The sequence below is a fragment of the Streptomyces sp. B21-083 genome (assembly GCF_036898825.1).
Taxonomy (GTDB): Bacteria; Actinomycetota; Actinomycetes; order Streptomycetales; family Streptomycetaceae; genus Streptomyces.
The window spans coordinates 2,604,872-2,630,677 of the sequence record NZ_JARUND010000001.1 but is presented as its reverse complement, the minus strand read 5'-3'; the positions used below and the strand labels follow the sequence as shown (position 1 = coordinate 2,630,677).

Genomic DNA, 25,806 nt, shown 5'->3' with positions numbered 1-25,806 from the left:
GGTTTCGCGACATGGGGTGCCCGTGCGGTCCGTCGGCGACTGCACGTGCGTTGTGGCTTGTCGCGCAGTTCCCCGCGCCCCTGATGGGGCGCGTCTTCCTCCCCATCTTTCCAAGATCGAGGTAAGTCATGTCTTCGTCCCGTCCGAGTAGACGTGCAGTTCTTGCTGCGACCGCTGCCGTTGCCGCCGTCTCGACCGTGTCACTGTCCGGTACGGCGGCCCAGGCGGCCTCCGGCGCCGCCGCGGCCCCCGCCTACCGCTGGCGCACCGCCGTCATCGGCGGCACCGGATTCGTCACCGGCGTGCTCTTCCACCCGTCCGTCCGGGGTCTCGCCTACGCCCGTACCGACATCGGCGGCGCCTACCGCTGGGACGACCGCGCCGCCCGCTGGACCGCGCTCACCGATCACCTCGGGTGGGACGACTGGAACCTGACCGGGGTGGAGGCGATCGCCGTCGACCCCGCGCACCCCGATCGCGTCTACCTCTCCCTCGGCACCTACGCCCAGTCGTGGGCCGGGAACGGTGCCGTCCTGCGCTCCGAGGACCGGGGCGCCACCTGGAAGCGCACCGACCTGACTGTCAAGGTCGGGGCCAACGAGGACGGGCGCGGCACCGGCGAGCGGCTGCTCGTCGACCCGCGTGACAGCGACACCCTGTGGCTGGGCACCCGACACGACGGACTCCTCAAGTCCACCGACCGGGGCGCCACCTGGGCCCCCGCGAGCACTTTCCCGGCCACCCCGAGCGCGAGCGGCCAGGGCGTCACCCTCCTGGTCGCGGCCGGCCGTACCGTCTACGCGGGCTGGGGCGACGGCGACGGAAAGGGCACCGCCGGTACGGCCAACCTGTACCGCACCACCGACGGCACGACCTGGGAAGCCGTGCCCGGGCAGCCCGTCGGCGCCACCTCCGCCAAGGTGCCGATCCGTGCCGCCTACGACAAGCAGACCCGCGACCTGTACGTGACGTACGGCAACACGGCCGGACCCAACGGCCAGTCGGACGGCAGTGTGCACAAGCTGCGCACCACGACCGGGAGTTGGACAGAGGTGAGCCCGGTCAAGCCGGGCGGGACCACCGCCGACGGCTCCCCCGACACCTTCGCCTACGGCGGAGTCGCCGTCGACGCCTGCCGGCCCGGCACCCTCGTCGTCTCCACCAACAACCGCTGGGCCGACATCGACACGGTGTTCCGCTCCACCAACGGCGGCCGCACCTGGACATCCCTCAAGGACAGCGCCGTGTTCGACGTGTCCGAGACGCCCTTCCTCAACTGGGCCGGCGACAAGCCGAAGTTCGGCTGGTGGATACAGGCGCTCGCCCTCGACCCCCACGACTCGCGGCACATCGTCTACGGGACCGGCGCGACCCTCTACGGCACCCGCGACCTCAAACACTGGGCCCCGCAGATCCGCGGCCTGGAGGAGACGTCCGTACGCCAGCTGATCTCGCCCCCGGTCGGGCAGGCGCACCTGCTCAGCGGGCTCGGGGACATCGGCGTGATGTACCACGAGCGGCTCACGGCGTCCCCGGCGCGCGGCATGGCGTCGAACCCCGTGTTCGGATCGGCGACGGGACTCTCCCAGGCCACCGCCAAGCCGTCGTACGTCGTCCGGACAGGGTTCGGCGACAATGGCAACGGGGCCTTCTCGAACGACGGCGGGCGCAGCTGGGCGCCCTTCGCCGCCCAGCCCGGCATCGCCAAGGACGCACCGGGGCCGATCGCCACCAACGCCGACGGCAGCGTGCTGGTGTGGACCTTCGTGCACTGGGACGGCACGAAGTACCCGGCCCAGCGCTCCACGGACAACGGCGCGACGTGGTCCGAGGTCCCCTCCGTCCCGAAGGGCGCCACGCCGGTCGCCGACCCGGCCGACCCGACGCGCTTCTACGCCTACGACACCGACACGGGAACCCTGTACGCCAGCACGGACAGCGGCCTCACCTTCACCGCCCGGGCGAGCGGACTGCCCTCCGGTGACAGCCAGTTCGAGCTGGTCGCGGCGCCGGGCAGGGCGGGTGACCTGTGGCTGAGCACCAAGGGGAACGGGCTCCACCGGTCCACCGACGGGGGCGCCACCTTCACCAAGGTCGCCAGTTGCCGGGCGTCGCACACGCTCGGGTTCGGCCGGGCGGCCAAGGGTGCCGCCTACCCGGCGATCTACATGGTGGGTTCCACCGACACCATCACCGCCGTCCACCGCTCCGACGACGAGGCGAGGACCTGGACGCGGATCAACGACGACGCCCACCAGTGGGGTTGGACCGGCGAGGTGATCACCGGCGATCCGCGGATCCACGGCCGCGTCTACCTCGGCACCAACGGACGGGGCATCCAGTACGGGGATCCCGTCTGATGCCGGGGCTCGGTGACGCGACCCGGGGGCGCGTCCTCTTCGGCGGTGACTACAACCCCGAGCAGTGGCCGGAGGAGACCTGGCACGAGGACGTCCGGCTGATGAAGGACGCCGGCGTCAACTCGGTCACCCTCGGCGTCTTCTCCTGGGCGAGGCTCGAACCCCAGCCGGGGGCAAGGGAGTTCGGCTGGCTGGACCGGCTGATGGACCTGATGCACGACAACGGCATCGGCGTCGTCCTGGCCACACCCACCTCCTCACCGCCGCCCTGGATGGGCCGGCTGCACCCGGAGACCCTGCCCGTCGCCGAGGACGGCCGGATCGAGTGGTGGGGCGGACGCCAGCACTTCGCGCACTCCAGCGCCGTCTACCGCCGCTACGCCGCCGCCATCACCGAGGACCTGGCAGCCCGCTACGGCGGCCATCCCGCCCTCACCATGTGGCACATCAACAACGAGTACTGCACCTACGACTGGGGCGACGAGTCGGCCACCGCGTTCCGCCGCTGGCTCCAGGACCGGTACAGCACGCTGGACGCCCTCAACGAAGCCTGGGGAACAGCCTTCTGGAGCCAGGGGTACGGCGACTGGGACGAGATCCTGCCGCCGCGACTCCCGCACTACATGCGCAACCCCACCCAGGTCCTCGACTTCAAACGCTTCACCTCCGACGCGCTCCTGGAGTGCTACCTCGCGGAACGCGACATCGTCCGCCGCCACACCCCGCACGTCCCGGTCACCACCAACTTCATGCCGATGTGGGTGGGACAGGACGCCTGGCGCTGGGTCCAGGAGGAGGACGTGGTCTCCGTCGACCTCTACCCCGATCCACGCGACCCGTTCGGTGCCCAACAGGGCGCACTCGTGCAGGACATGACGCGTTCCCAGGCGCGCGGCCCGTGGATGCTGATGGAACAGGCGGCCGGCCCGGTCAACTGGCGTGGCGTCAACCACCCCAAGCCGCGCGGCCTCAACCGACTCTGGTCCCTCCAGGCGGTGGCACGCGGCGCCGACGCCGTCTGCTACTTCCAGTGGCGCCAGTCCCGGCAGGGCGCCGAGAAGTTCCACTCCGGCATGGTCAGCCACGCCGGCGAACAAGGCCGTACCTTCCAGGAGATCAAGCAGCTCGGCGCCGAACTCGCGATCATCAGCAGCGAGGTGACGGGCAGTCACACCGTCAACGACATCGCCGTTCTCCACGACTGGCACGCATGGTGGGCCGGCGCCCAGGACGGCCGGCTCTCCTCCGAGGTGGACTACCCGCAGGTCGTGCGGGCCTGGCACCGCGCCCTGTGGGAGGCGCACCTCGCGACGGACTTCGCCCACCCCGAGCACGACCTGTCGGCCTACCGGCTCGTCGTCGTCCCGCAGTTGTACCTGCTCACGGACGCGGCGATCGACAACCTCCTCGCCTATGTACGTGGCGGCGGCACCCTCGTCTGCGGATTCCTGACCGGAGTCGGCGACGAGGACGACCGGGTGCGGCCCGGCGGAATGGACGTGCGGCTGCGCGAGCTGTTCGGGCTGGGCACCCTGCACGAGTGGTGGCCGCTGGACGCCGGTGAGACCGTCGAAGCGGACGGATTCCAGGGCCACTTGTGGTCCGAGGAGCTGGAGGCCGACGGCGCCGACGAGGTCACCCCGTACAAGGGCGGCGAACTCGACGGGCTGCCGGCGGTGCTGCGCAAGGGGTGCGCCTGGTACGTCTCCACGCTCCCCGAGCCCGACGCGCTGCGTGACCTTCTCGCGCGGATCGGCGCCGACGCGGGTGTCCGACCGGTGCTGGAGGGGCTGCCCGCCGGGGTCGAGGCGGTCCGGCGCGGTGAGCTGCTCTTCGTGCTCAACCACGGCTGCGACCCGGTCACCGTCCAGGTACCCGGCGTCCACCGGGACCTGCTGACCGGCGACATCGTCATGGACGCGGTGTCGCTGGGCCGGTACGGAGTGGCGGTGCTGAAGCCATGACCGACGGGCCCGTCCACGGAACCTGGGAACCACACCCCGCGACCCGCTGGGAGGACGGCTACCTGAGCGGCAACGGCCGCCACGGCGCGCTGGTGTTCGGCGACCCGGAGAGTGAGCGGGTCGTCGTCACGCACCACACCCTCGTACGCCCGAACGGCAGCGAGCACGCACGCCCGCCGCAGCTGGCGAGCCAACTGGCCGCTCTCCAGGACCGGTTGCTGGCCGGCGACACCACGGCCGCCGAGAGCTTCACCGACGGACGGGAACTGCGGTGGGTGCAGCCCTTCCACCCGGCGTTCCAGGTGCGGCTGCGCGGCGGCCCACCGGCGCGTGACTACCGGCGGTCGGTCGACTTCACCACCGGAGTCACCGACGCCGCGTCCGAGTCCTGGCACAGCCGAGTCTTCGTGTCCCGCGCGGACGACGTCATCGTCCAGTACGTCACCAACGACTCCGGCGTCCCCGGCGGTCCTGGCCGCCCAGGCGTCTCCACGGCAGCGGGTGTCACCGGCGGGCCCCGAGACTCGGGTGTCCCCGACGGTCCTGGCCGCTCCAACGTCTCCGTGACTGCGGATGTCACGGGTGGGCCCCAGGGCTCCGGCGTCCCTGGCGACGCCGGGACCCCTGGCGGTATGCGTGGCGCCGGCGGCCCTGGCGTCCCCGGCGGGCTTGGCCCCGCCGGGGTCTTCGCGGCAGCGGGTGTCACGGGTGGGCCCCAGGGCTCCGGCGGCCGTGGCGACGCCGGGAACCCTGGCGGTATCCGTGGCTCTGGCGGTACCCGGCGCGTCGGTGCCACCGACGTCAGCCGTAACCCCGGCCTCACCGGCGGCGCCGCTCTCACCATCGACATCGAACTCGACCACCGACTCCCGGGTGCCCCGGCCGAGTTGGGCGTCGGCCAGAGTGTGGTGCGTACCCCGGAGGGTGCCCTGCTCACGCTCCGGGCCCGCTACCCGGGCAGCGACAGCGCGTACACGGGGGTGACCCTCGTGGTGGCCATGGGCGGGGAGACGACCCTCACCCCGCCCGGCGTCCGTGTCGAGGGCGCGGAGTCCGTGCTGCTGCTGACCCGCGTCGTCCGGCACGTCGGCGAACTGGACACGACGGACCATGCCCGGGCCTTGCGGGAACTGCTGCCGGACCCGGACGGCGAGCCGGGGTCGGAAGAGCGGACGTACGAGCAGACGTACGAGCGGCTCCTCGCCCGGCACGTCCCGCTCCACCGCACCGCCTACGGCCGTGTCACCCTCGACCTCGCCGCCGACGAAGCCGAACGTGCCCTGCCCGGCGCGGAGTTGCTGACCCGGACGAAGAGCCCCGCCCTCCTGGAGCGGCTCTTCGCCGCCGGCCGCTACCACCTGCTGTCGGCCAGCGGAATGCTCCCGCCCCGTCTGGTCGGCCTGTGGACCGGCGACTGGGACACCGCCTGGTCCGGGGCTTTCACCACCAACGCCAACCTCAACCTCCAGACCGCGTCGGCGGCGGCCGGCGCTCTCCCCGAAGTCACCGAGGCCCACGCTGCCCTGATTACCCGTCAGCTCGACGACTGGCGGGAGAACGCCCGCGCGATCTTCGGCGCCCGAGGCGTGGTCGCGCCCACGCACACCGACGGCGAGTCCGGGCTGACGTACCACTTCTCCCGCGAATACCCACTCCACCTGTGGACGGCCGGCGCCGACTGGCTGCTCAAGCCGCTCGTCGACCACGACGACACCATGGGCGTCCGTGACCCCCGCACGGCTGCCCTGCTCGCCGAAGTCGCCGAGTTCTACGAGGACTTCCTCGCCCGCACCGACGCCGACGGACGTCTCGTCGTCGTCCCCTCCTACTCGCCGGAGAACCGTCCGGCCAACGCGAGTTGGGGTGCCGTCAACGCCGCCATGGACCTCTCGGCGGCCCGGCACGCACTGCTCGCCGCCGCCGAGTACCACCCCGACGACCCCGAACGGGCCGACCGCTGGCGGACGTCGGCCGACCGGCTCCCTCCGCATCGCGTCAACGCCGACGGCGCCCTCGCCGAATGGGCGTGGCCCGGCCTCGACGACACCTACGACCACCGTCACCTCAGCCATCTCTACGGTGTCTGGCCCCTCGACGAGATCAACCCGTACGACACCCCGGACCTCGCCGCGGCCGCGTACCGCGCCCTCCAACTCCGGGGCGCCGAGAACGACTCGGCCCACGGCCACCTGCACCACGCGCTGATCGCCGCCCGCCTCCGCGACGGCGAACGGGTCACCCAGGCCCTCGGCCAGGTGCTCGACGGCGACTTCTTCCACGCCTCCCTGATGAGCGCCCACTACCCGGGGCGGAACGTCTACAACGCGGACGCCGCCCACGCCCTGCCGGCGGTGCTCATCGAGGCGCTCATCCAGTCGACCCCCGACCGGCTGGTCCTCCTGCCCGCGCTCCCGGCGGCCTGCCCCACCGGCCGACTCCGGGGCGTACGGACGCGGTTCGGCGCGGACGTGGACCTCGACTGGGGGCCGGGCCGGGGCTGCGCCGTCGTTCGCCCGACCCGAACTCACCGTATCGACCTCAGGACTTCCTCCGGCGCGCACACGCTCGATCTCGTCGCCGGAGAAGACCGCGTTCTCGACCTGGGACCGCGGTAACCGCACCGAGGAACAGCGCAGCAGACAACAGCACACACCCCCCACACCCGCATTTCCCCCCACCCTTGGAAGGAACCCCCATGGCAACACGCACCCGCATGCTGAGCCGGATCACCAAGGCCATGCTGGCCCCCGCTCTCGCGCTCGGCGTCACCGTCGGTCTCGCCTCCGCGCCCGCCTCGGCCGCCGTCTGGAGCTCCTGCGCCCAGTACGGCAACACGAGCCTGAACGGCTACACCCTCTACAACAACATCTGGGGCTCCGGCGCCGGCAGCCAGTGCTTCTGGGCCAACTCCGGTACCAACTGGGGCGTCAACGCCAACCACCCCAACACCGGCGGCATCAAGTCCTACCCCAACTCCAAGAAGGTGATCAACAAGACGATCACCTCGCTCGGTTCGCTCACCAGCAACTACAACGTCACCGTCCCCTCGTCCGGCGCGTACAACACGTCGTACGACATCTGGGACACCGACTACGACTACGAGATCATGCTCTGGGTCAACAAGACCGGAGCCGTCGGCCCGCTCGGCACCTCGCAGGGCAACGTGACGCTGGGCGGCCACACCTGGACCGTCTACAAGGGCAACAACGGCGCGAACGAGGTCTTCTCGTTCGTCCGCACCTCGAACTCGACGTCCGGCTCGGTCAACATCCTGCCGATCCTCAAGTGGATCAAGGACACCAAGGGCTGGTTCGGCAACGAGACGATCGGTGACGTGCAGTTCGGGTTCGAGATCACCTCGTCCTCCGGCGGCCTGAACTTCACCACCAACAGTCTGACGGTCAGCGGCGGCTGACGCGGGCGGACCGAAGACAGGAAGCACAGGAAGCCGGCGACAAGGGCCGGGGCCGGCCGTGCCGTTCAGGCGCGGTCGACCTCGGCCCGCAGCGCGTTGTAGTCGGCGAAGGCCGCGTCGACGTCGGCGCCGGTCAGCCCGTACCGGGCCAGGTCGTAGCTGTGCGGGCGGGCGCCCTTGGGGCGGGCGGCGACCGCGGCGAGCCGGGCGGCGTCGGCGTCGGTCCAGCGGGCGCCGACGGCGGCGTAGAGCTTCGGGGCGCCCGTCGCCGGGTTGGAGCCGAGCCAGGAGTACGGCACGTCGACCAGGGACTCGCGCGGGACGGCGGCACGGGCGGCGAGGCCGCGGCGCACGGAGGCGCTGAGCAGTTCCAGCCAGGTGGCGCCGAGTCCGGGCAGGTCCAGGGGGCGCAGGGTGATCGCCATGCCATGCTCGATGAGACTGCAGAACGAGGCCACCACGGCGGCCGGATCACGGTGCGTCCACACGATCGTGGCGTCCGGGAAGACCCGGAGCAGTGCGTCCAGGTTCCCGGTGTGCAGAGGGGACTTGAGGACCCAGCGGCGGCGCGGCCGACCGTACTGGAGCACCTGGTAGATCTGCTTCAGGTACGCGTAGTCGGGGACGAAGTCCCGCTCTTGCAGGGCCACTTGGTACTCGGGGATACGGGCCTGGGACAACGGCATGATCGTGTGCGGAAGGGCGAAGGTGCACTCGTCCGGGCCCTCGGCGGTCATCGGGTGGATGTCGCGGTAGCGCGGGGCGAACAGGTTGATGCCGCCGACCATCATGCGCGCCGCGCGGATCGCCTTCCGCCGCTGCTCGGGGGTGCCGTCGAGGTCGGGTGTCAGCAGTTCCCACAACCTGGGACATCGGTGCTCGTCCGAGAGGGACAGCACCCCGTGGGTGAGCGTGGTGGCGGTGCGCGGCAGACCCACCACGAACACCGGTCTCTCGATGGGCTCCTCGGTGATCGCGGGCCGCTCGGCGATCAGCCGCAGAACCCGCGCCCTGTTGGCGAGATGCCTGCGGACGTGCCCCTGCGCGGACATCCAGCCGACCGGGGTGAGGTTCTCGTCCCGGGCCCAGTGGCCCAGCAGGGAACGGAAGTCGTCGACGAAGTCCTCGTCACCGGGCGCCTGCCCGGCGTCGGCGACCAGCCGGTCGAAGACGTGGCCGGGGGTCCGGCGGGAGCGGTGGGCCGGCCGGAGCAGGAGGTCGGCCAACTGGAGAGCGAGCGGAGGTGAGGATACGGGTGGGGGCACGGGTGGGGGGACCCTTCGACGGGGAGTGGAGTTGGACGGAGGGTCCTTACCCACCCAACTACCGTTTCCTGCATAGGAGTTCACAGGAAACCCAGCATTAACAGGCGGCCGGCCCCCCCGCTCGAAGGGCCGGCCGCCGCCGCGTCGGGGCGCCGCTACTCCGCCACAGGCAGTCGCGCCCCGTCCCGCAGGAACAGCGGGATGCGGTCCAGGGGCGCGTCGACCGTCACTGCCGCACCGCCCTCGTACGTCTCACCGGTCCAGGCGTCCGTCCAGGTCGCCCCCGCCGGAAGGTACGCCGTACGGGTCGTCGCGCCCGCCGTCAGCACCGGGGCGACCAGCAGGTCGGGGCCGAAGAGATACGCGTCGTCGACGGACCACGCCGCCGGGTCGCCCGGGAACTCCAGGAACAGCGGGCGCATCACCGGCAACCCCTCCTCGTGCGCCTCCCGCATGACCCGCAGCACATACGGCTTCAGACGCTCACGCAGCCGGACGTACCGCTCCAGGATCGCGCCGGCCTTCTCGCCGTACGACCACACCTCGTTGGGGCCGCCGGTCATGTCGGGCCCCAACGGCATACCCGGGTCGCGGAACCCGTGCAGGCGCATCAGCGGGGACAGCGCGCCGAACTGGAACCAGCGGACCATCACCTCCTGGTACGCGGGATCCTCCGGGTCGCCCCCGTGGAAGCCGCCGATGTCGGTGTTCCACCAGGGGATGCCGGAGAGGGCGGTGTTGAGGCCGGCCGCGATCTGGCGGCGCAGGGTCGGGAAGTCGACCCCGATGTCACCGGACCACAGGGCGGCGCCGTAGCGCTGACTGCCCGCCCACGCCGAGCGGTTGAGGCTGATCACCTCGTCCTCGCCGGACGCGACGAGGCCCTCGTAGAACGTGCGGGCGTTCTCCAGCGGGTACAGGTTGCCGACCTCCAGGCCGGGGCCCGCCCAGTACCGCAGGTTCTCCGGGAAGCCGGGCTTCAGCTCCGGTTCGCAGGCGTCAAGCCAGAAGGCCGTGATGCCGTACGGGGCAAGGTAGTTGTCGCGGACCTTCGACCAGAGGAACTCGCGGGCCTCCGGGTTCGTGGCGTCGTAGAACGCGACCTGGACGGTCGACGCGACACCCTTGTCGGGCCAGTCGGCGTGCGCCATCGGGCCGTACTGCGTGCCGATGAAGTAACCGCGCTGCTCCATCAGTTCATGGTTCTCGGAGAGCGGCGAGACCGACGGCCAGACGGACACGACGAGCTTGACGCCCATCTCCTCCAACTCCCGCACCATGGCGGCCGGGTCGGGCCACTCGGCCGGGTCGAACTTCCAGTCGCCCAGATGCGTCCAGTGGAAGAAGTCGCACACGATGGCCCGCAACGGCAGCCCGCGCCGCTTGTACTCCCGGGCCACGTCGAGGAGTTCGTCCTGCGTGCGGTAGCGCAGCTTGCACTGCCAGAAGCCCGCCGCCCACTCCGGCAGCATCGGCGTACGTCCCGTCACCGCGCTGTAGCGCCGCTGGGCGTCGGCCGGCTGCCCGGCAGTGATCCAGTAGTCGATCTGCCGGGCCGAATCCGCCACCCAGCGCGTCCCGTTGCCCGCCAGTTCCACGCGCCCGATGGCCGGGCTGTTCCACAGCAGGGTGTAACCGCGGCTGGAGGTGAGCACCGGCACGGACACCTCGGCGTTGCGCTGCACCAGATCCAGCACGACACCCTTCTGGTCGAACCGGCCGTGCTGGTGCTGACCGAGGCCGAACAGCTTCTCGTCCTCGTAGGCGGCGAACCGCTGCTCCAGCCGGTGGTAGCCGTTGCCGACAGCCGTGTAGAGACGCGAGCCCGGCCACCAGAAGTGCGCCCGCTCCTCGGCGAGCAGCTCGGCGGCGTCATCGCTGCGCAGGAACCGGATCAGGCCTTCGGAGCTCACCTCGACGGTCAGCGCGCCGACGGTCAACTGCCCTTGTCCGTCCTCGATCTTGACGGTGTACGGCGTCGACTCCGGCTCGTCCAGAAGGGCGCCCGGCAGTCCCTTCAGGACCGGCCCGCCGAGCCGGGTGCGGACCCGCACGGCGTCCGGGCCCCAGGGCTCTATCCGTACGGTCTCCTGACGGCCGCTCCACTCCAGCGCACCGTCCCGTTCGCGGAACGTACCGACGGTGGGGGAGGACTGCGCGAGGCTGACCGCGCCTGACGGGAGCGGGGTTTCGGCGGGCTGGTTCACGTGGCGGCTCCTGAAGGAAGGAGTGGGGAGGAGGATCCGGCACGGCTCCGCCGGACCGGGACAGGCAGGGGTCACCAACGCCCGTCGGAAGTCAGGGCGTTGGGCGTGAAGACGTGAAAAGTCGGTTGTGGTGGTCGGATCGGTGATGGGCGGTTCAGGAGGCGACCGGTTTTAGGAGGCGACCGGTTCGGTCGGTGTGGGCAGTGACCTGTTCAGGAAGTGGCGGGGGCCGGCCCCGTACTGGCCCGCACCGTCAACTCGGGCGCGATCAGGGCGACTTCGTCACTCCCGTGCCCTTCGAGCTTGGCGATCAGCAGTTCCACCGCGCGGCGACCCATCTCCTGGGCCGGAATGGCGACGGACGTCAGCCGCACCGAGGCCTGGGTGGCGACCTGGTCAGGACAGACGGCGATGACCGACACGTCCTCGGGCACCGCCCGCCCCTGCTGGCGCAGCAGCGCGAGCAGCGGTTCCACCGCCGACTCGTTCTGCACGACGAAGCCCGTGGTGCCCGGCCGTTCGTCGAAGATCCGGGCGAGGGTCACCGTCATCGCGTCGTACCCGCCCTCACACGGCCGGTGCAGCACCCGCACCCCCAACTCCCGCGCCCGGAACCGCAGTCCGTCGAGCGTGCGTTCGGCGAAACCGGTGTGCCGTTCGTAGACCGCGGGCGCCTCGCCGATGACAGCGATGTCCCGGTGCCCGAGCTGTGCGAGATGCTCGGCGCACAGTGCGCCCGTGGCCCCGAAGTCGAGGTCGACGCAGGTCAGGCCATCGGTGGCGGCCGGCAGTCCGATGAGCACGGACGGTTGGTCCGTCCCGCGCAGCAACGGCAGCCGCTCGTCGTCGAGTTCGACGTCCATCAGGATCATCGCGTCGGCGAGCCCGCTGCCGGTCACGCGGCGTACGGCGTCGGGGCCCTCCTCGCCGGTGAGTAGCAGCACGTCGTACCCATGGGTGCGGGCGCTGGTCGCCACCGCGATGGCGATCTCCATCATCACCGGCACGTACATGTCCGTACGCAACGGGACCATGAGGGCGATGATGTTGGAGCGACTGCTCGCCAGCGCCCGGGCGCCCGCGTTCGGGTGGTAGCCGAGCTGTTGGATGCTCTGCTCCACCCGCTGCCGGGTACCCACGGAGATGGACCGCTTGCCGCTGAGGACATAGCTCACCGTGCTCGCCGAGACTCCGGCGTGCTGGGCGACCTCGGCGAGGGTGACCATCCAGCTCTCCAAGCATTGTGTGAAGCGCTTCGACAGTGCGCGTGACGGATACCGGCGACAGATAACAGCGAGTGAGGGGTGGAACGACAGTAACCCCACCACGGGTGGGTGTCCATATGTTGTCGAAGCGCTTCGACTACGATTCTCGGAGCATTTTCGGCCAGGGGGCCACTTTCGCACCCGGCGGCGGCCATTGGGGAGTGTCTACGCGAAACGGTGTCCCAGTACTGCGTCGCGCGAGAACTGGTGAGGTCGCCCGTAATCGGGTACCAACGATCGAGTAGCACCGATCAGTGACGTACGGTCCTCAAGATCCCGATTCGCGGCGAGGTGTGCCTCATGTCCGCAAGCCCAGTCAAACCATCCGCCCAACCCACCGCCGAACCCCCAGGCAAACCCACAGTCAAACCCACCGTCACCGAGCGGGAGGCCCGCCAGGTGGCGGAGGCCGCCCGGGAGCAGGGGTGGCAGAAGCCCAGCTTCGCCAAGGAGCTGTTCCTCGGCCGGTTCCGGCTCGACCTCATCCACCCGCACCCGCTCCCGGCCGCCGAGGACACGCGGCGCGGTGAGGAGTTCCTCGCCGAGCTGCGCGACTTCTGCGAGACGAAGATCGACGCGGCCCGCATCGAGCGCGAGGCCCGGATCCCGGACGAGGTCATCAACGGGCTCAAGGAGCTCGGCGCCCTCGGTATGAAGATCGACACCACGTACGGCGGCCTCGGCCTCACCCAGGTGTACTACAACAAGGCGCTCGCCCTGGTCGGCTCGGCGAACCCGGCGCTCGGCGCGCTGCTCTCCGCCCATCAGTCGATCGGCGTACCGCAGCCGCTGAAACTCTTCGGCACCCAGGAGCAGAAGGACGAGTTCCTGCCCCGCTGCGCCCGCACCGACATCTCCGCGTTCCTGCTGACGGAGCCGGACGTCGGTTCCGACCCGGCGCGGCTCGCCACGAGCGCGGTACCGGACGGTGACGACTACGTCCTGGACGGGGTGAAGCTCTGGACGACCAACGGAGTCGTCGCCGACCTCCTCGTCGTCATGGCCCGGGTACCGAAGTCCGAGGGCCACAAGGGCGGGATCACCGCGTTCGTCGTCGAGACCGCCTCCGAGGGCGTCACCGTCGAGAACCGCAACGCCTTCATGGGCCTGCGCGGCCTGGAGAACGGCGTCACGCGCCTCCACCAGGTCCGCGTCCCGGCCGCCAACCGGATCGGCCCCGAGGGTGCCGGCCTCAAGATCGCCCTGACGACCCTGAACACGGGCCGCCTGTCGCTGCCCGCGATGTGTGTGGGCGCCGGGAAGTGGTGCCTGAAGATCGCCCGGGAGTGGTCGGGCGTACGGGAGCAGTGGGGCAGGCCGGTCGCGCTGCACGAGGCGGTCGGCTCGAAGATCAGCTTCATCGCGGCCACCACCTTCGCCCTGGAGGCCGTCGTGGACCTCTCCTCCCAGATGGCCGACGAGAACCGCAACGACATCCGCATCGAGGCCGCCCTCGCCAAGCTGTACGGCTCCGAGATGGCCTGGCTGATGGCCGACGAACTCGTCCAGATCCGCGGCGGACGCGGCTTCGAGACCGCCGAGTCGCTCGCCGCCCGCGGGGAACGGGCGATCCCCGCCGAGCAGATACTGCGCGACCTCCGCATCAACCGCATCTTCGAGGGCTCGACGGAGATCATGCACCTGCTGATCGCCCGCGAGGCGGTCGACGCCCATCTGACGGTCGCCGGCGACCTCATCGACCCCGACAAGTCCCTCTCGGACAAGGCGAGGGCGGGCGCGAACGCCGGTGTCTTCTACGCCAGGTGGCTGCCGAAACTCGTCACGGGCGCCGGTCAACTCCCGAACTCGTACAGCGAGTTCAAGCGCGAGGTCGACCTCTCGCCGCACCTGCGGTTCGTCGAGCGCAGCGCCCGCAAGCTGGCCCGCTCCACCTTCTACGCCATGTCTCGCTGGCAGGGCCGGATGGAGACCAAACAGGGCTTCCTCGGCCGGATCGTCGACATCGGCGCCGAACTGTTCGCCATGAGCGCGGCCTGCGTACGCGCGGAACTCCTGCGCGCCCAGGGCCAGAACGGCCACGAGGCCTACCAACTGGCCGACGCCTTCTGCCGCCAGTCCCGGGTCCGCGTCGAGGAACTCTTCGGCCGTCTGTGGACCAACACCGACGACATCGACCGCGCGGTGGTCAGGGGCGTCCTCACCGGCACGTACACCTGGCTGGAGGAAGGAGTCGTAGACCTCTCGGGCGACGGCCCCTGGATCGCGGATGCCACCCCGGGCCCGACCCGCCAGGAGAACCTGCACCGCCCCATCCGCTGAACGTGTTCCCCGCGCCCCTATAGGGGCGCGGGGCTGTGCCGAACTGCGGCTTCGCCGCGTGGGCGCGACGAGCCCCCACCTACCCGCAGGCAGTGAACCGCCCATCCAGCGGAGCTAACACCACTTGTCGCTCGGGTCGCTGGTCGTCCACTTGCAGTCGTCGACCTTCGACCCGTTCGCTCTCGTCAGGATCGCCGTGTCGCTGGTGTTGTTCCAGACGTACCAGGCACGCTTCTGGAACTTCGTCGCGGCGGTGTCCGTGCCCTTGCCGGTGCGGATCTTCATGGTCTTGCCCGCGCCGATCTTCAGATTGGCGAAGGTGTACTTTTGAATCCTCCCCCAACTGAAGCAGGGGGATTCCTGGCTCACGCTGCCTGCGGGTCAGCGACCCAACAGGTCTTCCACGATCAACACCAGCCGGGTTGAAACCAGCCCGGTTTGAGACGGCAAAGCCTGGAGGTGCATGTGCTGTCCTGGCTCTCGATCAGCACGGCGTACGCGCTTGGTTCTCGCAACGCACGGCATGCAGCGTACCCGATCAAGGTGGACGGTGTTTCGCCTTTGGGACAAAACCCCGCTTCCTGCCCTGCTCCGCAGGAGTCCGATTCCTCCCCGGCCTAGGCCCTGTCCTCACTGTCGGTGGCAGCGGCCACAATGGAGGGATGACCGACAGTCCAGCCCCACTCGCAGACCCGCACGTCGTCTTCGACCCCGTCGCCGAAGGCGGTCCGCGGGACGTGGTGATCCTCGGTTCCACCGGATCGATCGGCACCCAGGCCATCGACCTCGTGCTGCGCAACCCGGACCGCTTCCGGGTCACCGGGCTCTCGGCCGCCGGCGGTCGGGTGGAGCTCCTCGCCGAGCAGGCCCACCAACTGCGCGTACGCACGGTCGCGGTGGCCCGCGAGGACGCCGTACCGGCCCTGCGCGAGGCGCTGAGCGCCAGATACGGCGCCGGGGAGCCGCTCCCCGAGCTCCTCGCCGGACCGGAGGCGGCCACGCACCTCGCCGCCGGCGCATGCCACACCGTGCTGAACGGCATCACCGGCTCCATCGGCCTCGCCCCCACCCTCGCGGCGCTGAAGGCGGGCCGCACTCTCGCGCTCGCCAACAAGGAGTCGCTCATCGTCGGCGGCCCGCTGGTCAAGGCGCTCGCCCGGCCGGGCCAGATCATCCCGGTCGACTCCGAGCACGCGGCCCTGTTCCAGGCCCTGGCGGCCGGCACCCGCTCCGCTGTGCGCAAGCTCGTGGTCACGGCGTCCGGCGGCCCCTTCCGCGGCCGTACGAAGGCGCAGCTGGCCGATGTGACGGTCGAGGAGGCGCTCGCGCACCCCACCTGGGCGATGGGCCCGGTGATCACGATCAACTCCGCGACGCTCGTCAACAAGGGCCTGGAGGTGATCGAGGCACACCTCCTCTACGACATTCCCTTCGACCGCATTGAGGTGGTCGTGCACCCGCAGTCGTATGTCCACTCGATGGTTGAGTTCACGGACGGATCGACACTGGCCCAGGCCACGCCCCCCGACATGCGGGGCCCCATCGCGATCGGCCTCGGCTGGCCGGAGCGCGTACCGGACGCTGCGCCCGCGTTCGACTGGAGCAAGGCGTCGACGTGGGAGTTCTTCCCGCTCGACACCGACGCGTTCCCCTCGGTCGGCCTCGCCCGGCATGTGGGGCAGCTCGCGGGCACGGCTCCCGCGGTGTTCAATGCGGCGAACGAGGAGTGCGTGGAGGCGTTCCGCGGCGGCGGGCTACCGTTCAACGGAATCATGGAGACCGTGACCCGGGTGGTCGAGGAGCACGGCACCCCTCGTACGGGAACTTCCCTGACCGTCGCGGACGTCCTTGAAGCGGAGTCCTGGGCGCGGGCGAGGGCCCGGGAACTGACACACCGGACGAAGAAACAGCAGACGAAGACAGAGCAAGCGGCGGAGGCCCGTGCATGACGACACTGATGATGGTCCTGGGCGTAGTCGTCTTCGTGATCGGCCTGTTGGTGTCGATCGCCTGGCACGAGCTGGGACATCTCTCCACGGCGAAGCTCTTCGGCATCCGCGTACCGCAGTACATGGTCGGCTTCGGTCCGACGATCTGGTCGCGCAAGAAGGGTGAGACCGAGTACGGCTTCAAGGCGATCCCGTTCGGCGGCTACATCCGCATGATCGGGATGTTCCCGCCGGGCCCGGACGGCCGCATCGAGGCCCGCTCGTCCTCCCCCTGGCGCGGAATGATCGAGGACGCGCGCGCACAGTCCTTCGAGGAGATGCTGCCGGGCGACGAGAAGCGCCTGTTCTACACGCGCAAGCCGTGGAAACGCATCATCGTGATGTTCGCGGGCCCGTTCATGAACCTGATCCTCGCGGTGGCCCTGTTCCTGACCGTCCTGATGGGCTTCGGGGTCTCGCAGCAGACCACCACTGTCGCTTCCGTCTCCCAGTGCGTCATCGCCCAGAGCGAGGGCCGCGACAAGTGCCGCACGACCGACGAGGCCTCCCCGGCCGCGGCGGCCGGCCTCAAGGCGGGCGACAAGATCCTCTCCTTCGACGGGGTCCAGGTCGACGCCTGGAACAAGCTGTCGGACGAGATCCGCGCCAACCCCGGCAAGGACGTGGCGATCGTCGTCGAACGCAAGGGCGAGCAGGTCACCCTGCACGCGAAGATCGCCTCGAACCAGGTGGCGAAGAAGGACTCCAGCGGCCAGATCGTCCAGGGCCAGTACGTCACGGCCGGCTTCCTCGGCTTCGGCGCGGCCACCGGCATCGTCCGCCAGGACTTCGGCGACTCGGTGACCTGGATGGGGGACCGGATGGGCGAGGCCGTCGACTCGATCGCGAGCCTGCCCGGCAAGATCCCCGCCCTGTGGAACGCGGCGTTCGACGGGGGCGAACGCGCGGCGGACTCCCCGATGGGCGTCGTCGGCGCGGCCCGCGTGGGCGGTGAGATCTTCACCCTGGACATCCCGCCCACCCAGCAGCTGGCGATGGCGTTGATGCTGGTGGCGGGCTTCAACCTGTCCCTCTTCCTCTTCAACATGCTCCCGCTGCTGCCGCTCGACGGCGGCCATGTCGCGGGCGCAGTGTGGGAGTCACTGCGACGGAACACGGCGAAGGTGCTCAAGCGCCCGGACCCGGGTCCGTTCGACGTGGCGAAGCTGATGCCGGTCGCCTATGTGGTGGCGGGACTCTTCATCTGCTTCACGCTCCTGGTCCTGGTGGCGGACGTGGTCAATCCGGTGCGCATCTCGTAGCCATCCGGTGTTCGCGAAGGCGTTCGTGACGGCCGGGCACAGTGGGAGAACCCCACCGTGCCCGGCCGTTCTCCAATGAGTGGGTTTACGGCTGGGATGTGCTCAGGCCTGGGCGGGTGCCGTAATCTCGAAGCCTGGAGCCCGCTGTTCCCGGGACCGGACCTTGAACCACAACTTGGGGTTGCACAGCAGATGACTGCGATTTCTCTCGGCATGCCGACCGTTCCGACCAAGCTCGCCGAACGCCGCAAGAGCCGGCAGATCCAGGTCGGTTCGGTGGCCGTGGGCGGGGACGCGCCGGTGTCGGTGCAGTCGATGACGACCACGCGTACGTCGGACATCGGGGCCACGCTCCAGCAGATCGCCGAACTGACGGCGTCCGGCTGCCAGATCGTGCGGGTGGCGTGCCCCACGCAGGACGACGCGGACGCGCTGGCGACCATCGCGCGCAAGTCGCAGATCCCGGTGATCGCCGACATCCACTTCCAGCCGAAGTACGTGTTCGCCGCGATCGAGGCCGGCTGCGCGGCGGTCCGGGTGAACCCCGGCAACATCAAGCAGTTCGACGACCAGGTCAAGGAGATCGCGCGCGCCGCCAAGGACCACGGCACGCCGATCCGTATCGGCGTCAACGCCGGTTCGCTGGACCGCCGGCTCCTCCAGAAGTACGGCAGGGCCACCCCCGAGGCGCTCGTCGAGTCGGCGCTGTGGGAGGCGTCGCTCTTCGAGGAGCACGACTTCCGGGACATCAAGATCTCCGTCAAGCACAACGACCCGGTGATCATGGTCAACGCCTACCGTCAGCTCGCCGCCGCCTGCGACTACCCCCTCCACCTCGGCGTGACCGAGGCGGGCCCGGCGTTCCAGGGCACCATCAAGTCGGCCGTCGCCTTCGGCGCGCTGCTCAGCGAGGGCATCGGCGACACGATCCGCGTCTCCCTGTCGGCGCCGCCGGTCGAGGAGATCAAGGTCGGCAACCAGATCCTGGAGTCCCTCAACCTCCGCCAGCGCGGCCTGGAGATCGTCTCGTGCCCCTCGTGCGGGCGCGCCCAGGTCGACGTCTACAAGCTGGCCGAAGAGGTCACCGCCGGCTTGGAGGGCATGGAGGTCCCGCTGCGCGTCGCGGTCATGGGCTGCGTGGTGAACGGCCCCGGCGAGGCCCGCGAAGCCGACCTCGGCGTCGCCTCCGGCAACGGCAAGGGCCAGATCTTCGTGAAGGGCGAGGTCATCAAGACGGTCCCCGAGTCGAAGATCGTCGAGACCCTGATCGAGGAGGCGCTGAAGATCGCCGAACAGATGGAGCGGGACGGCATCGCTTCCGGCGAGCCATCGGTCTCCGTCGCGGGCTGATCTTCGCCCCCGCCGCCCCTACCCGTCCCATCCTCGGGGGCTCCGCCCCCGAACCCCCGCTCCTCAACGGCCGGCACCGTCCAGCCCGTCCGGCGTTTGAGGACGAGGCCCCTTCAGGGCCGAAGCGGGGGTCTGGGGGCGGCAGCCCCCAGCAACGGCAAGCCAAGCCCACGTCCACTGTCAAGCAAGCGGCACCCACCACAGGGCGACGCCGCTCAGCTTCCGCAGGTACAGTGCGGAGAATCAGCAGACCGCATGGTGAGGCCCGCACGTGTTGACGCAGACCACCTCCCGGGTCCTCGACCCGGGCGACCTGGACGCCGCGCTCGCCGTCCTCGGCCGCGAGCCGGTCCACAACGCCTTCGTGACGTCCCGGGTCCAGGTGGCCGGCCTCGACCCCTGGCGCCTCGGCGGCGAGATGTGGGGCTGGTACGAGGACGGCATGCTCACCAGCCTCTGCTACGCGGGCGCCAACCTCGTCCCGATCTGCGCCACCCCCCGCGCCGTGCGCGCCTTCGCCGACCGGGCCAGGCGAGCGGGCCGCCGCTGCTCCTCCATCGTCGGCCCCGCCGAGGCCACCACACAGCTGTGGCGGCTGCTCGAACCGAGCTGGGGCCCCGCCCGTGAGGTCCGCCGCCACCAGCCCCTCATGGTCACCGACCGGCTTCCCGACCCCTCCCTCGTCGCCCCGGACCCGTACGTCCGCCGCATCCGCAAGGACGAGATGGAAACGATCATGCCGGCGTGCGTGGCGATGTTCACCGAAGAGGTCGGAATCTCGCCACTCGCGGGCGACGGCGGCCTCCTCTACCAGGCCAGGGTCGCCGAACTGGTCGGCTCCGGCCGCTCCTTCGCCCGCCTCGACGAGCACGGCAAGGTCGCCTTCAAGGCCGAGATCGGCGCCGCGACCTCCCAGGCCTGTCAGATCCAGGGCGTGTGGGTGGCCCCCGAATACCGGGGCCTGGGCCTCGCGGCCCCCGGCATGGCCGCCGTACTGCGCTACGCCCTCGCGGACGTGGCCCCGGTGGTCAGCCTGTACGTGAACGACTTCAACACCCCCGCCCGCCGGACCTATCTGCGGGTGGGCTTCCAGGAGGTCGGCGCTTTCATGAGCGTCCTGTTCTGAGTCCTGTTCCGAAACGACCGCCGTCGTCCGGGCGATCCCGGGGGACGAGGCTCGGCCACATCCGCCACGCTCCCGCCGAGCGGCCCCCGCACCCCCTGTAGTCTCCCGACATGCCGCGCTTTCCCGGTCAGGGCCACCGTCACCCCCGCCCCCACGACGTGGTCGTCGGCGCCCTCGACCTCGCTGCCCGGGTCGACGAGGCGCTCGCCGTCCAGGCCGTGGCGTTCGGTCTCGGCGCCGACGAGGTCGCCGTACGCAGGCAGATCGTCCTGCGGCATCTGAGCTACCCCGGCGCCCGGGCGCTCGGCGCGACCACCCCCGAGGGACGGCTCGCCGGGTTCGTGTACGGCATGCCGAACGACCGTACGCACTGGTGGTCGACCGTCGTCGAGCCGTATCTGCGCAGGCAGGGCCACGACGCCTGGCTCGACGACTCCTTCGTGATCACCGAACTGCACGTCCACCCGACGTTCCAGAACATCGGCGTCGGCCGCGCCCTCATCACCGCCATCACCGACGGCGCCGCCGAACCCCGCTCGATCCTCTCCGCGATCGACACCGACAGTCCGGCCCGCGGCCTCTACCACTCCCTCGGCTACGAGGACCTGGCCCGCCAGGTCCTCTTCCCCAGCGCCCCGAAGCCGTACGCCGTGATGGGCGCCCCACTGCCGCTGCGCCGACGCTAGGGCCTGTGAGCCCCCACGGGCGAACCGATTTCCACCGCCCCGCACCCCCCGGCTAACCTCCTGCCATCACCCTTACGCAGCAGGAGTCGAGAATCATGGCCCAGGCCCAGGTCCAGCGCATGTCCCGTTTGATGTTCAAGACACTGCGTGACGACCCGGCCGACGCCGAGGTGCTCAGCCACAAGCTGCTGGTCAGGGCCGGTTATGTGCGCCGGACCGCCGCCGGTCTGTGGTCCTGGCTGCCGCTCGGCAAGAAGGTCCTGGCCAACGTGGAGCGGGTCGTCCGCGAGGAGATGGACGCCATCGGCGCCCAGGAGGTCACGCTCCCCGCCCTGCTGCCGAGGGAGCCGTACGAGGCGACCGGCCGCTGGGACGAGTACGGCCCCGAGCTGTTCCGCCTCAACGACCGCAAGGGCGGCGACTATCTCCTCGGTCCGACCCACGAGGAGATCTTCACCCTCCTGGTCAAGGACCAGTGCACGTCCTACAAGGACCTGCCCGTGATCCTCTACCAGATCCAGAACAAGTACCGCGACGAGGCCCGCCCGCGTGCCGGCATCCTGCGGGGCCGCGAGTTCCTGATGAAGGACTCCTACTCCTTCGACACCGAGGACGAGGGCCTCGCCAAGTCGTACGCCCTGCACCGCGAGGCGTACCAGAAGATCTTCGCGCGTCTCGGCCTCGACTACCGCATCTGCGCCGCCACCGCGGGCGCCATGGGCGGCTCCAAGTCCGAGGAGTTCCTCGCCCCGGCAGCCGCCGGCGAGGACACCTTCGCCGACTGCCCCAACTGCGACTACGCCGCCAACACCGAGGCGATCACGTACGCGCTCCAGCCGGTGGACGGGTCGGCCGTCCCCGCCCTGGAGGAGATCCCCACCCCCGAGACCCCGACCATCGAGACGCTCGCCGCCTACCTGAACGTGGCGGCGTCGGCCACCCTCAAGAACCTCCTGGTCAAGGTGGACGGCGAGATCGTCGCGATCGGTGTCCCCGGTGACCGTGAGGTCGACCTGGGCAAGGTCGAGGCGCACTTCGCGCCCGCCGCCGTCGAACTCGTCACCGCCGAGGACTTCACGGGCCGCGACGACCTCGTACGCGGCTACGTGGGCCCGCAGGGCCTGGAGAAGGTCCGCTACTTCGCGGACCCGCGCATCGCCCCCGGCACCGCCTGGATCACCGGCGCCAACAAGGACGCCCTGCACGCGAAGAACGTCGTCGCCGGCCGGGACTTCGAGGTCGACGAGTACATCGACTCCGTGGTCGTCCAGGAAGGCGACCCCTGCCCTGCCTGCGGCACCGGCCTCAAGCTGGACCGTGCCATCGAGATCGGCCACATCTTCCAGCTCGGCCGCAAGTACGCCGACGCCCTCAGCCTCGACGTCCTCGGCCAGCAGGGCAAGCCGGTCCGCGTGACCATGGGCTCGTACGGCATCGGTGTCTCCCGCGCGGTCGCGGCCCTCGCCGAGCAGCACGCCGACGAGCAGGGCCTGTGCTGGCCCAAGGAGATCGCCCCGGCCGACGTCCACGTCGTCGCCGCCGGCAAGGCCCTCCAGACCGAACTGGCCCTCGACGTCTCCGACAAGCTGGCCGCGGCCGGCGCCCGCGTCCTGGTCGACGACCGTGCCGGCGTCTCCCCGGGCGTCAAGTTCACGGACGCCGAGCTGATCGGCGTACCGAAGATCCTGGTGGCGGGTCGCCGTTCGGCCGAGGGCGTCCTGGAACTGAAGGACCGCCGGACGGGCGAGCGCGAGGAACTGACGGTCGAGGAAGCGATCGCCCGCCTGACCGCCACCGCCTGACGGCGGCCATGATGTAGAGCCGCCTCTCAGATCTCAGGCCGGTCCCCGAACGTAGGGCGTGACACAGAGTCACGTCCTACGGAGGGAAACGGCCATGACGGTCAGGGAGCGGGAGCGGCGAGCCGCCGCGGCGGTGCGCAGAGGGATGCGGCGTCCGGCGGCCGTGGCGGCGGCCGACTGCGCCGACGCCAACGCCCCGGCCACGGCGGCCCTGGTCAAAGGCGTGGGCGTGGAACGCTGGCTGAGGGGCCTCGGCCTCCCGGCGAGGCTCGTGGCGAGAGACGGAACGGTCGTGACGACGCCCGGCCGCCAGGTTCGCTTTTCGTGGAAGGGACTCGGTCCGCGCGGACGTGGCCCGCTGGGCCGGTGGTCGAGGGCCGCGGCGCCTGCCACCACCCCGACGGCACGGTCCGCCTCATCCGCTCGGCCCTGACCACCTCCGCCACCGAACTCGACGCCCACGCGACCGGTTACCGAACGGCCGGCCTGCCAGAACCACGGCGTGTGCGCCGGACTACTCCCGGAACGCGGCGCCGTGGACGAGTGGGGCTCCCCGATCCTCGACGGCACCCCCCTGCCGGCCCGCACCGTGAAACGAGCCCGCAGAGCGGCGTCCGACTGGCCGGTCCTGGCCCTGGAGCTCAGGCGCGGCTGGCACACCCAGGGGTGCCGGGCTGTGACACGTGTGGCTCCGCCGAGTGGGCGCGACAAGCCCCCACCGGCCTGGAGCCACCCGGCGGCCTCAGAGCCACCCGGCGAACTCCAACAGCAACTCCGCATCCTGCACACGCCCCACACGACGCGCCCGAACCCCCGACTCCACCGCCCGGAACAGCGTCCACCCCCGCAACCGCTCCTGATCCACATCGAGCGACTCGGCAAGCCGCTTCACCCGACGCCGAGTGATCGCCGCCCCCGACGGCGACGCGATCAGATCCTCCACCCGGTCCCGGACCAGCCGCGCCAAATCGAACGCGCACTCACCGACCACCGGATCCGGCCCCACCGCCAGCCATGGCGCCCGCTCCGCGGCCAGCACCTTGCTCTGCCGGAACGTCCCGTGCAGCAACCGCGCCTCCGGCGGCGCGACCAGCAACTCCGTACGTGCGGCGAGCGCCACCTCGACCAGCGGCGCTACCTGCGCGTCCGCGCCGGCGCTCGCCGCCATCGCCTCGGCCTGCCGACCGGTGCGCGTGGCCACCGTCTCGAACACCGCGTCCGACCCGGGGGCGGCTCGACCCACAGCCGCCGCAGCGTCCCCGCCGCCTCCAGCAAGGCCTTCGCCTCGGGCAGCGACCGCACCGACACATCCGGATGCAGCCGCTCCAGCAACAGCACACCCTCGCCGGTGGAGCCAGCGGAGCCGGCGGGGCCAATGGCGTCGGCGGACGGCTCCAGCAACTGCACCGCGCCCGCCCCGCCCCAGTGCGCCAGCGCCGCCCGCTCACTCTCCGGCCGGGCCCGGCGTGGTGCGAGTTTCAGGACGGCGGGCGCGTCGTCAGCCCGCCGCACCAGCACCACCAGACTGCTCCGACCACCCGGAACCTGCACCCGTTCCATGGTCAACACGCGTAGATCCAGGGCCTGTTGAGCAGTCACGGGCAGCCGCGCCAGCCAGTCGTCACCGTCCGGTACCGTCTCGCCGAGCGCCCTCACCAGACGGGGCGGCGGTTCGAAAGCCATGCGCGAGTCGTTTCCTTCCGGTGCGCGGTACGCGGTATGCGGTTCGGGCTACGCCGTGGGTGTCACCGGCGCCGGGGCCGGTGCCGACGCGGAGCCGGCCCGCTCGGCGAGCCCAGGGAAGGGTACGCTCCCGCCCCGCCAGCGCACCGCCCGCACCGCGGCTTCCCGCAGCGCGTCCGCGCCGGTCCGGCGCCACTGGCCCTCGGCTGCCCGGACCAGGTCGGAGTACACCCCGGCGACCCGCTCCTCCAGCTCCGCCGCGAGACGGACGGCGGCGTCCGAGTCCGGCACGGGGAACGGCAGGGCGTACCCGGCCGCCGCCACCACCGGCTTGCTCCCCAGGGCTCGCACCGTTCGCGCCAGCTCGTCGCGCCGGGCCCGATGGGCGTCGTACGCGGCCCGCGCCTCGCTCCGGCGGGCCTCGCCGATCAGGCCGCCGACGACGCCGTACCCGTACACCGCCGCGTGCTCGGCGGCCAGGGCGGCCTGGAGCGCGGTCACCTCGCCGGGGTCCTTCTCCGGCTGCTGCGTCTTCTTCGCGTTCGCCCCGCTCACTTCATGCCCTCCGTCAGCAGATACACATGAGCGGCCCCGGCCGCTGCCACCGAGGCCAGCACCCGCGCCAGCTCGCCCGGCACGTCGAGCAGCGCCTTCGTACGCCGGTCCACGAGGGTCCGTTCGGCGGCGACGAGCCCGGCGAGAACGTCCTGCTCGCTGATCGGCGCCGCGGGAGCCGAAGGTGACGCGGATGCGGATGCGGATGCGGACGCGGACGCCGGTGTCGATGTCGGTGTGGGTGTGTGGGTCGGCGTGGGGGTCGGTTCGCCGCCCCCGAACGCCTTCGCGTGCCGTTGGACCTCCGCCCGCAGCTCCGACAGCCGCTCCGCCAGCACCGGGAACGCGGCGATCGCCGTGTCGTACTGCTGTACGAGGCCGGTGCTGTCGCGGGCGGCACGCGCGCGCGTGCGCTCGGCGACCGACGGGCTGCCGGCGCTCGTGACCGTCGAGTCGGGGTCGGCGGTGCAGCCCACGAGGAGAGCGGCGCCCGCGGCCGAGGCGAGCAGGGTCCTTCGGCGCGGACCCGAAGAGGTTCCCAGCGGGGTGCGCGACGGCGGGGGGAACGGCACGGCAGACGTCCTCGGAGGGCTCGTAC

At 70.8% G+C, this 25,806-nt stretch carries 17 protein-coding genes and 2 pseudogenes; 11 read left to right on the top strand and 8 right to left on the bottom strand.

Annotated features, from left to right (window positions below; all coding sequences use genetic code 11):
* Positions 1-128: 128 nt before the first annotated feature.
* From QA861_RS11775 to QA861_RS11760, 4 genes are all read left to right on the top strand, one after another.
* The gene (locus QA861_RS11775) at positions 129-2,360 is read left to right on the top strand and encodes a 1,4-beta-glucanase (RefSeq protein WP_334588292.1); all 2,232 of its coding nucleotides are present in this window, start codon (positions 129-131) and stop codon (positions 2,358-2,360) included.
* Positions 2,360-4,324, top strand: coding sequence for a beta-galactosidase (locus QA861_RS11770; protein WP_334588291.1), 1,965 nt, complete (start codon positions 2,360-2,362; stop codon positions 4,322-4,324). The genes QA861_RS11775 and QA861_RS11770 overlap by 1 nt, the downstream gene beginning before the upstream one ends.
* Positions 4,321-6,939 (top strand): glycosyl hydrolase family 95 catalytic domain-containing protein, encoded by a 2,619-nt coding sequence (locus QA861_RS11765; RefSeq protein WP_334588290.1) that lies wholly within the window; start codon positions 4,321-4,323, stop codon positions 6,937-6,939. Before QA861_RS11770 ends, QA861_RS11765 begins: the two co-directional genes overlap by 4 nt.
* A gap of 80 nt (positions 6,940-7,019) precedes the next feature.
* Positions 7,020-7,739 (top strand): glycoside hydrolase family 12 protein, encoded by a 720-nt coding sequence (locus QA861_RS11760; RefSeq protein WP_334588289.1) that lies wholly within the window; start codon positions 7,020-7,022, stop codon positions 7,737-7,739.
* A 65-nt stretch (positions 7,740-7,804) separates the two neighbouring features.
* Here QA861_RS11760 and QA861_RS11755 read toward each other — a convergent pair whose 3' ends face one another.
* The 3 genes from QA861_RS11755 to QA861_RS11745 all read right to left on the bottom strand — a co-directional run bounded on the left by QA861_RS11755 (position 7,805) and on the right by QA861_RS11745 (position 12,437).
* Complete coding sequence (locus QA861_RS11755; RefSeq protein ID WP_334588288.1) at positions 7,805-9,004, bottom strand: sulfotransferase family protein; 1,200 nt, start codon at positions 9,002-9,004, stop codon at positions 7,805-7,807.
* Positions 9,005-9,159: 155 nt separating this feature from the next.
* The gene (locus QA861_RS11750) at positions 9,160-11,211 is read right to left on the bottom strand and encodes a glycoside hydrolase family 31 protein (protein ID WP_334588287.1); all 2,052 of its coding nucleotides are present in this window, start codon (positions 11,209-11,211) and stop codon (positions 9,160-9,162) included.
* Positions 11,212-11,423: 212 nt separating this feature from the next.
* Positions 11,424-12,437: a LacI family DNA-binding transcriptional regulator gene (locus QA861_RS11745; protein WP_334588286.1), complete on the bottom strand. Its 1,014-nt coding sequence runs from the start codon at positions 12,435-12,437 to the stop codon at positions 11,424-11,426.
* A 339-nt stretch (positions 12,438-12,776) separates the two neighbouring features.
* On the opposite strand from QA861_RS11745, the gene QA861_RS11740 reads away from it, so the two are divergent.
* A complete protein-coding gene (locus QA861_RS11740; protein ID WP_334588285.1) occupies positions 12,777-14,756 on the top strand; it encodes an acyl-CoA dehydrogenase family protein in 1,980 nt (659 codons plus the stop codon).
* A gap of 114 nt (positions 14,757-14,870) precedes the next feature.
* On the opposite strand, the pseudogene QA861_RS11735 reads toward QA861_RS11740, so the two are convergent.
* Positions 14,871-15,083, bottom strand: a pseudogene (locus QA861_RS11735) (lamin tail domain-containing protein); the annotation flags it as partial.
* A 335-nt stretch (positions 15,084-15,418) separates the two neighbouring features.
* Here QA861_RS11735 and dxr point away from each other — a divergent pair.
* The 6 genes from dxr to QA861_RS11705 all read left to right on the top strand — a co-directional run bounded on the left by dxr (position 15,419) and on the right by QA861_RS11705 (position 22,970).
* The gene (gene dxr, locus QA861_RS11730; RefSeq protein ID WP_334588284.1) at positions 15,419-16,705 is read left to right on the top strand and encodes a 1-deoxy-D-xylulose-5-phosphate reductoisomerase; all 1,287 of its coding nucleotides are present in this window, start codon (positions 15,419-15,421) and stop codon (positions 16,703-16,705) included.
* Positions 16,702-18,006 (top strand): M50 family metallopeptidase, encoded by a 1,305-nt coding sequence (locus QA861_RS11725; RefSeq protein WP_503461734.1) that lies wholly within the window; start codon positions 16,702-16,704, stop codon positions 18,004-18,006. Before dxr ends, QA861_RS11725 begins: the two co-directional genes overlap by 4 nt.
* A 192-nt stretch (positions 18,007-18,198) precedes the next feature.
* Complete coding sequence (gene ispG, locus QA861_RS11720; RefSeq protein WP_334588283.1) at positions 18,199-19,356, top strand: flavodoxin-dependent (E)-4-hydroxy-3-methylbut-2-enyl-diphosphate synthase; 1,158 nt, start codon at positions 18,199-18,201, stop codon at positions 19,354-19,356.
* A gap of 271 nt (positions 19,357-19,627) precedes the next feature.
* Positions 19,628-20,482 carry a GNAT family N-acetyltransferase gene (locus QA861_RS11715; RefSeq protein ID WP_334588282.1) on the top strand — a complete coding sequence of 285 codons (855 nt, stop codon included), beginning with the start codon at positions 19,628-19,630 and terminating at the stop codon, positions 20,480-20,482.
* 110 nt (positions 20,483-20,592) lie between these two features.
* Positions 20,593-21,168 carry a GNAT family N-acetyltransferase gene (locus QA861_RS11710; RefSeq protein WP_334588280.1) on the top strand — a complete coding sequence of 192 codons (576 nt, stop codon included), beginning with the start codon at positions 20,593-20,595 and terminating at the stop codon, positions 21,166-21,168.
* Positions 21,169-21,263: 95 nt separating this feature from the next.
* Positions 21,264-22,970, top strand: a complete 1,707-nt coding sequence (locus QA861_RS11705; protein WP_334588279.1) for a proline--tRNA ligase — start codon at positions 21,264-21,266, stop codon at positions 22,968-22,970.
* Between the two features lie 69 nt (positions 22,971-23,039).
* Here the strand turns inward: QA861_RS11705 and QA861_RS11700 are convergent, their stop codons facing one another.
* From QA861_RS11700 to QA861_RS11685, 4 genes and pseudogenes are all read right to left on the bottom strand, one after another.
* Positions 23,040-23,189, bottom strand: coding sequence for a hypothetical protein (locus QA861_RS11700; protein ID WP_334588278.1), 150 nt, complete (start codon positions 23,187-23,189; stop codon positions 23,040-23,042).
* A 523-nt stretch (positions 23,190-23,712) separates the two neighbouring features.
* Positions 23,713-24,653, bottom strand: a pseudogene (locus QA861_RS11695) (aminoglycoside phosphotransferase family protein).
* Between the two features lie 48 nt (positions 24,654-24,701).
* Positions 24,702-25,208 (bottom strand): ferritin-like domain-containing protein, encoded by a 507-nt coding sequence (locus QA861_RS11690; protein WP_334588277.1) that lies wholly within the window; start codon positions 25,206-25,208, stop codon positions 24,702-24,704.
* Positions 25,205-25,780, bottom strand: coding sequence for a hypothetical protein (locus tag QA861_RS11685; protein ID WP_334588276.1), 576 nt, complete (start codon positions 25,778-25,780; stop codon positions 25,205-25,207). The genes QA861_RS11690 and QA861_RS11685 overlap by 4 nt, the downstream gene beginning before the upstream one ends.
* Between the last annotated feature and the right edge of the window lie 26 nt (positions 25,781-25,806).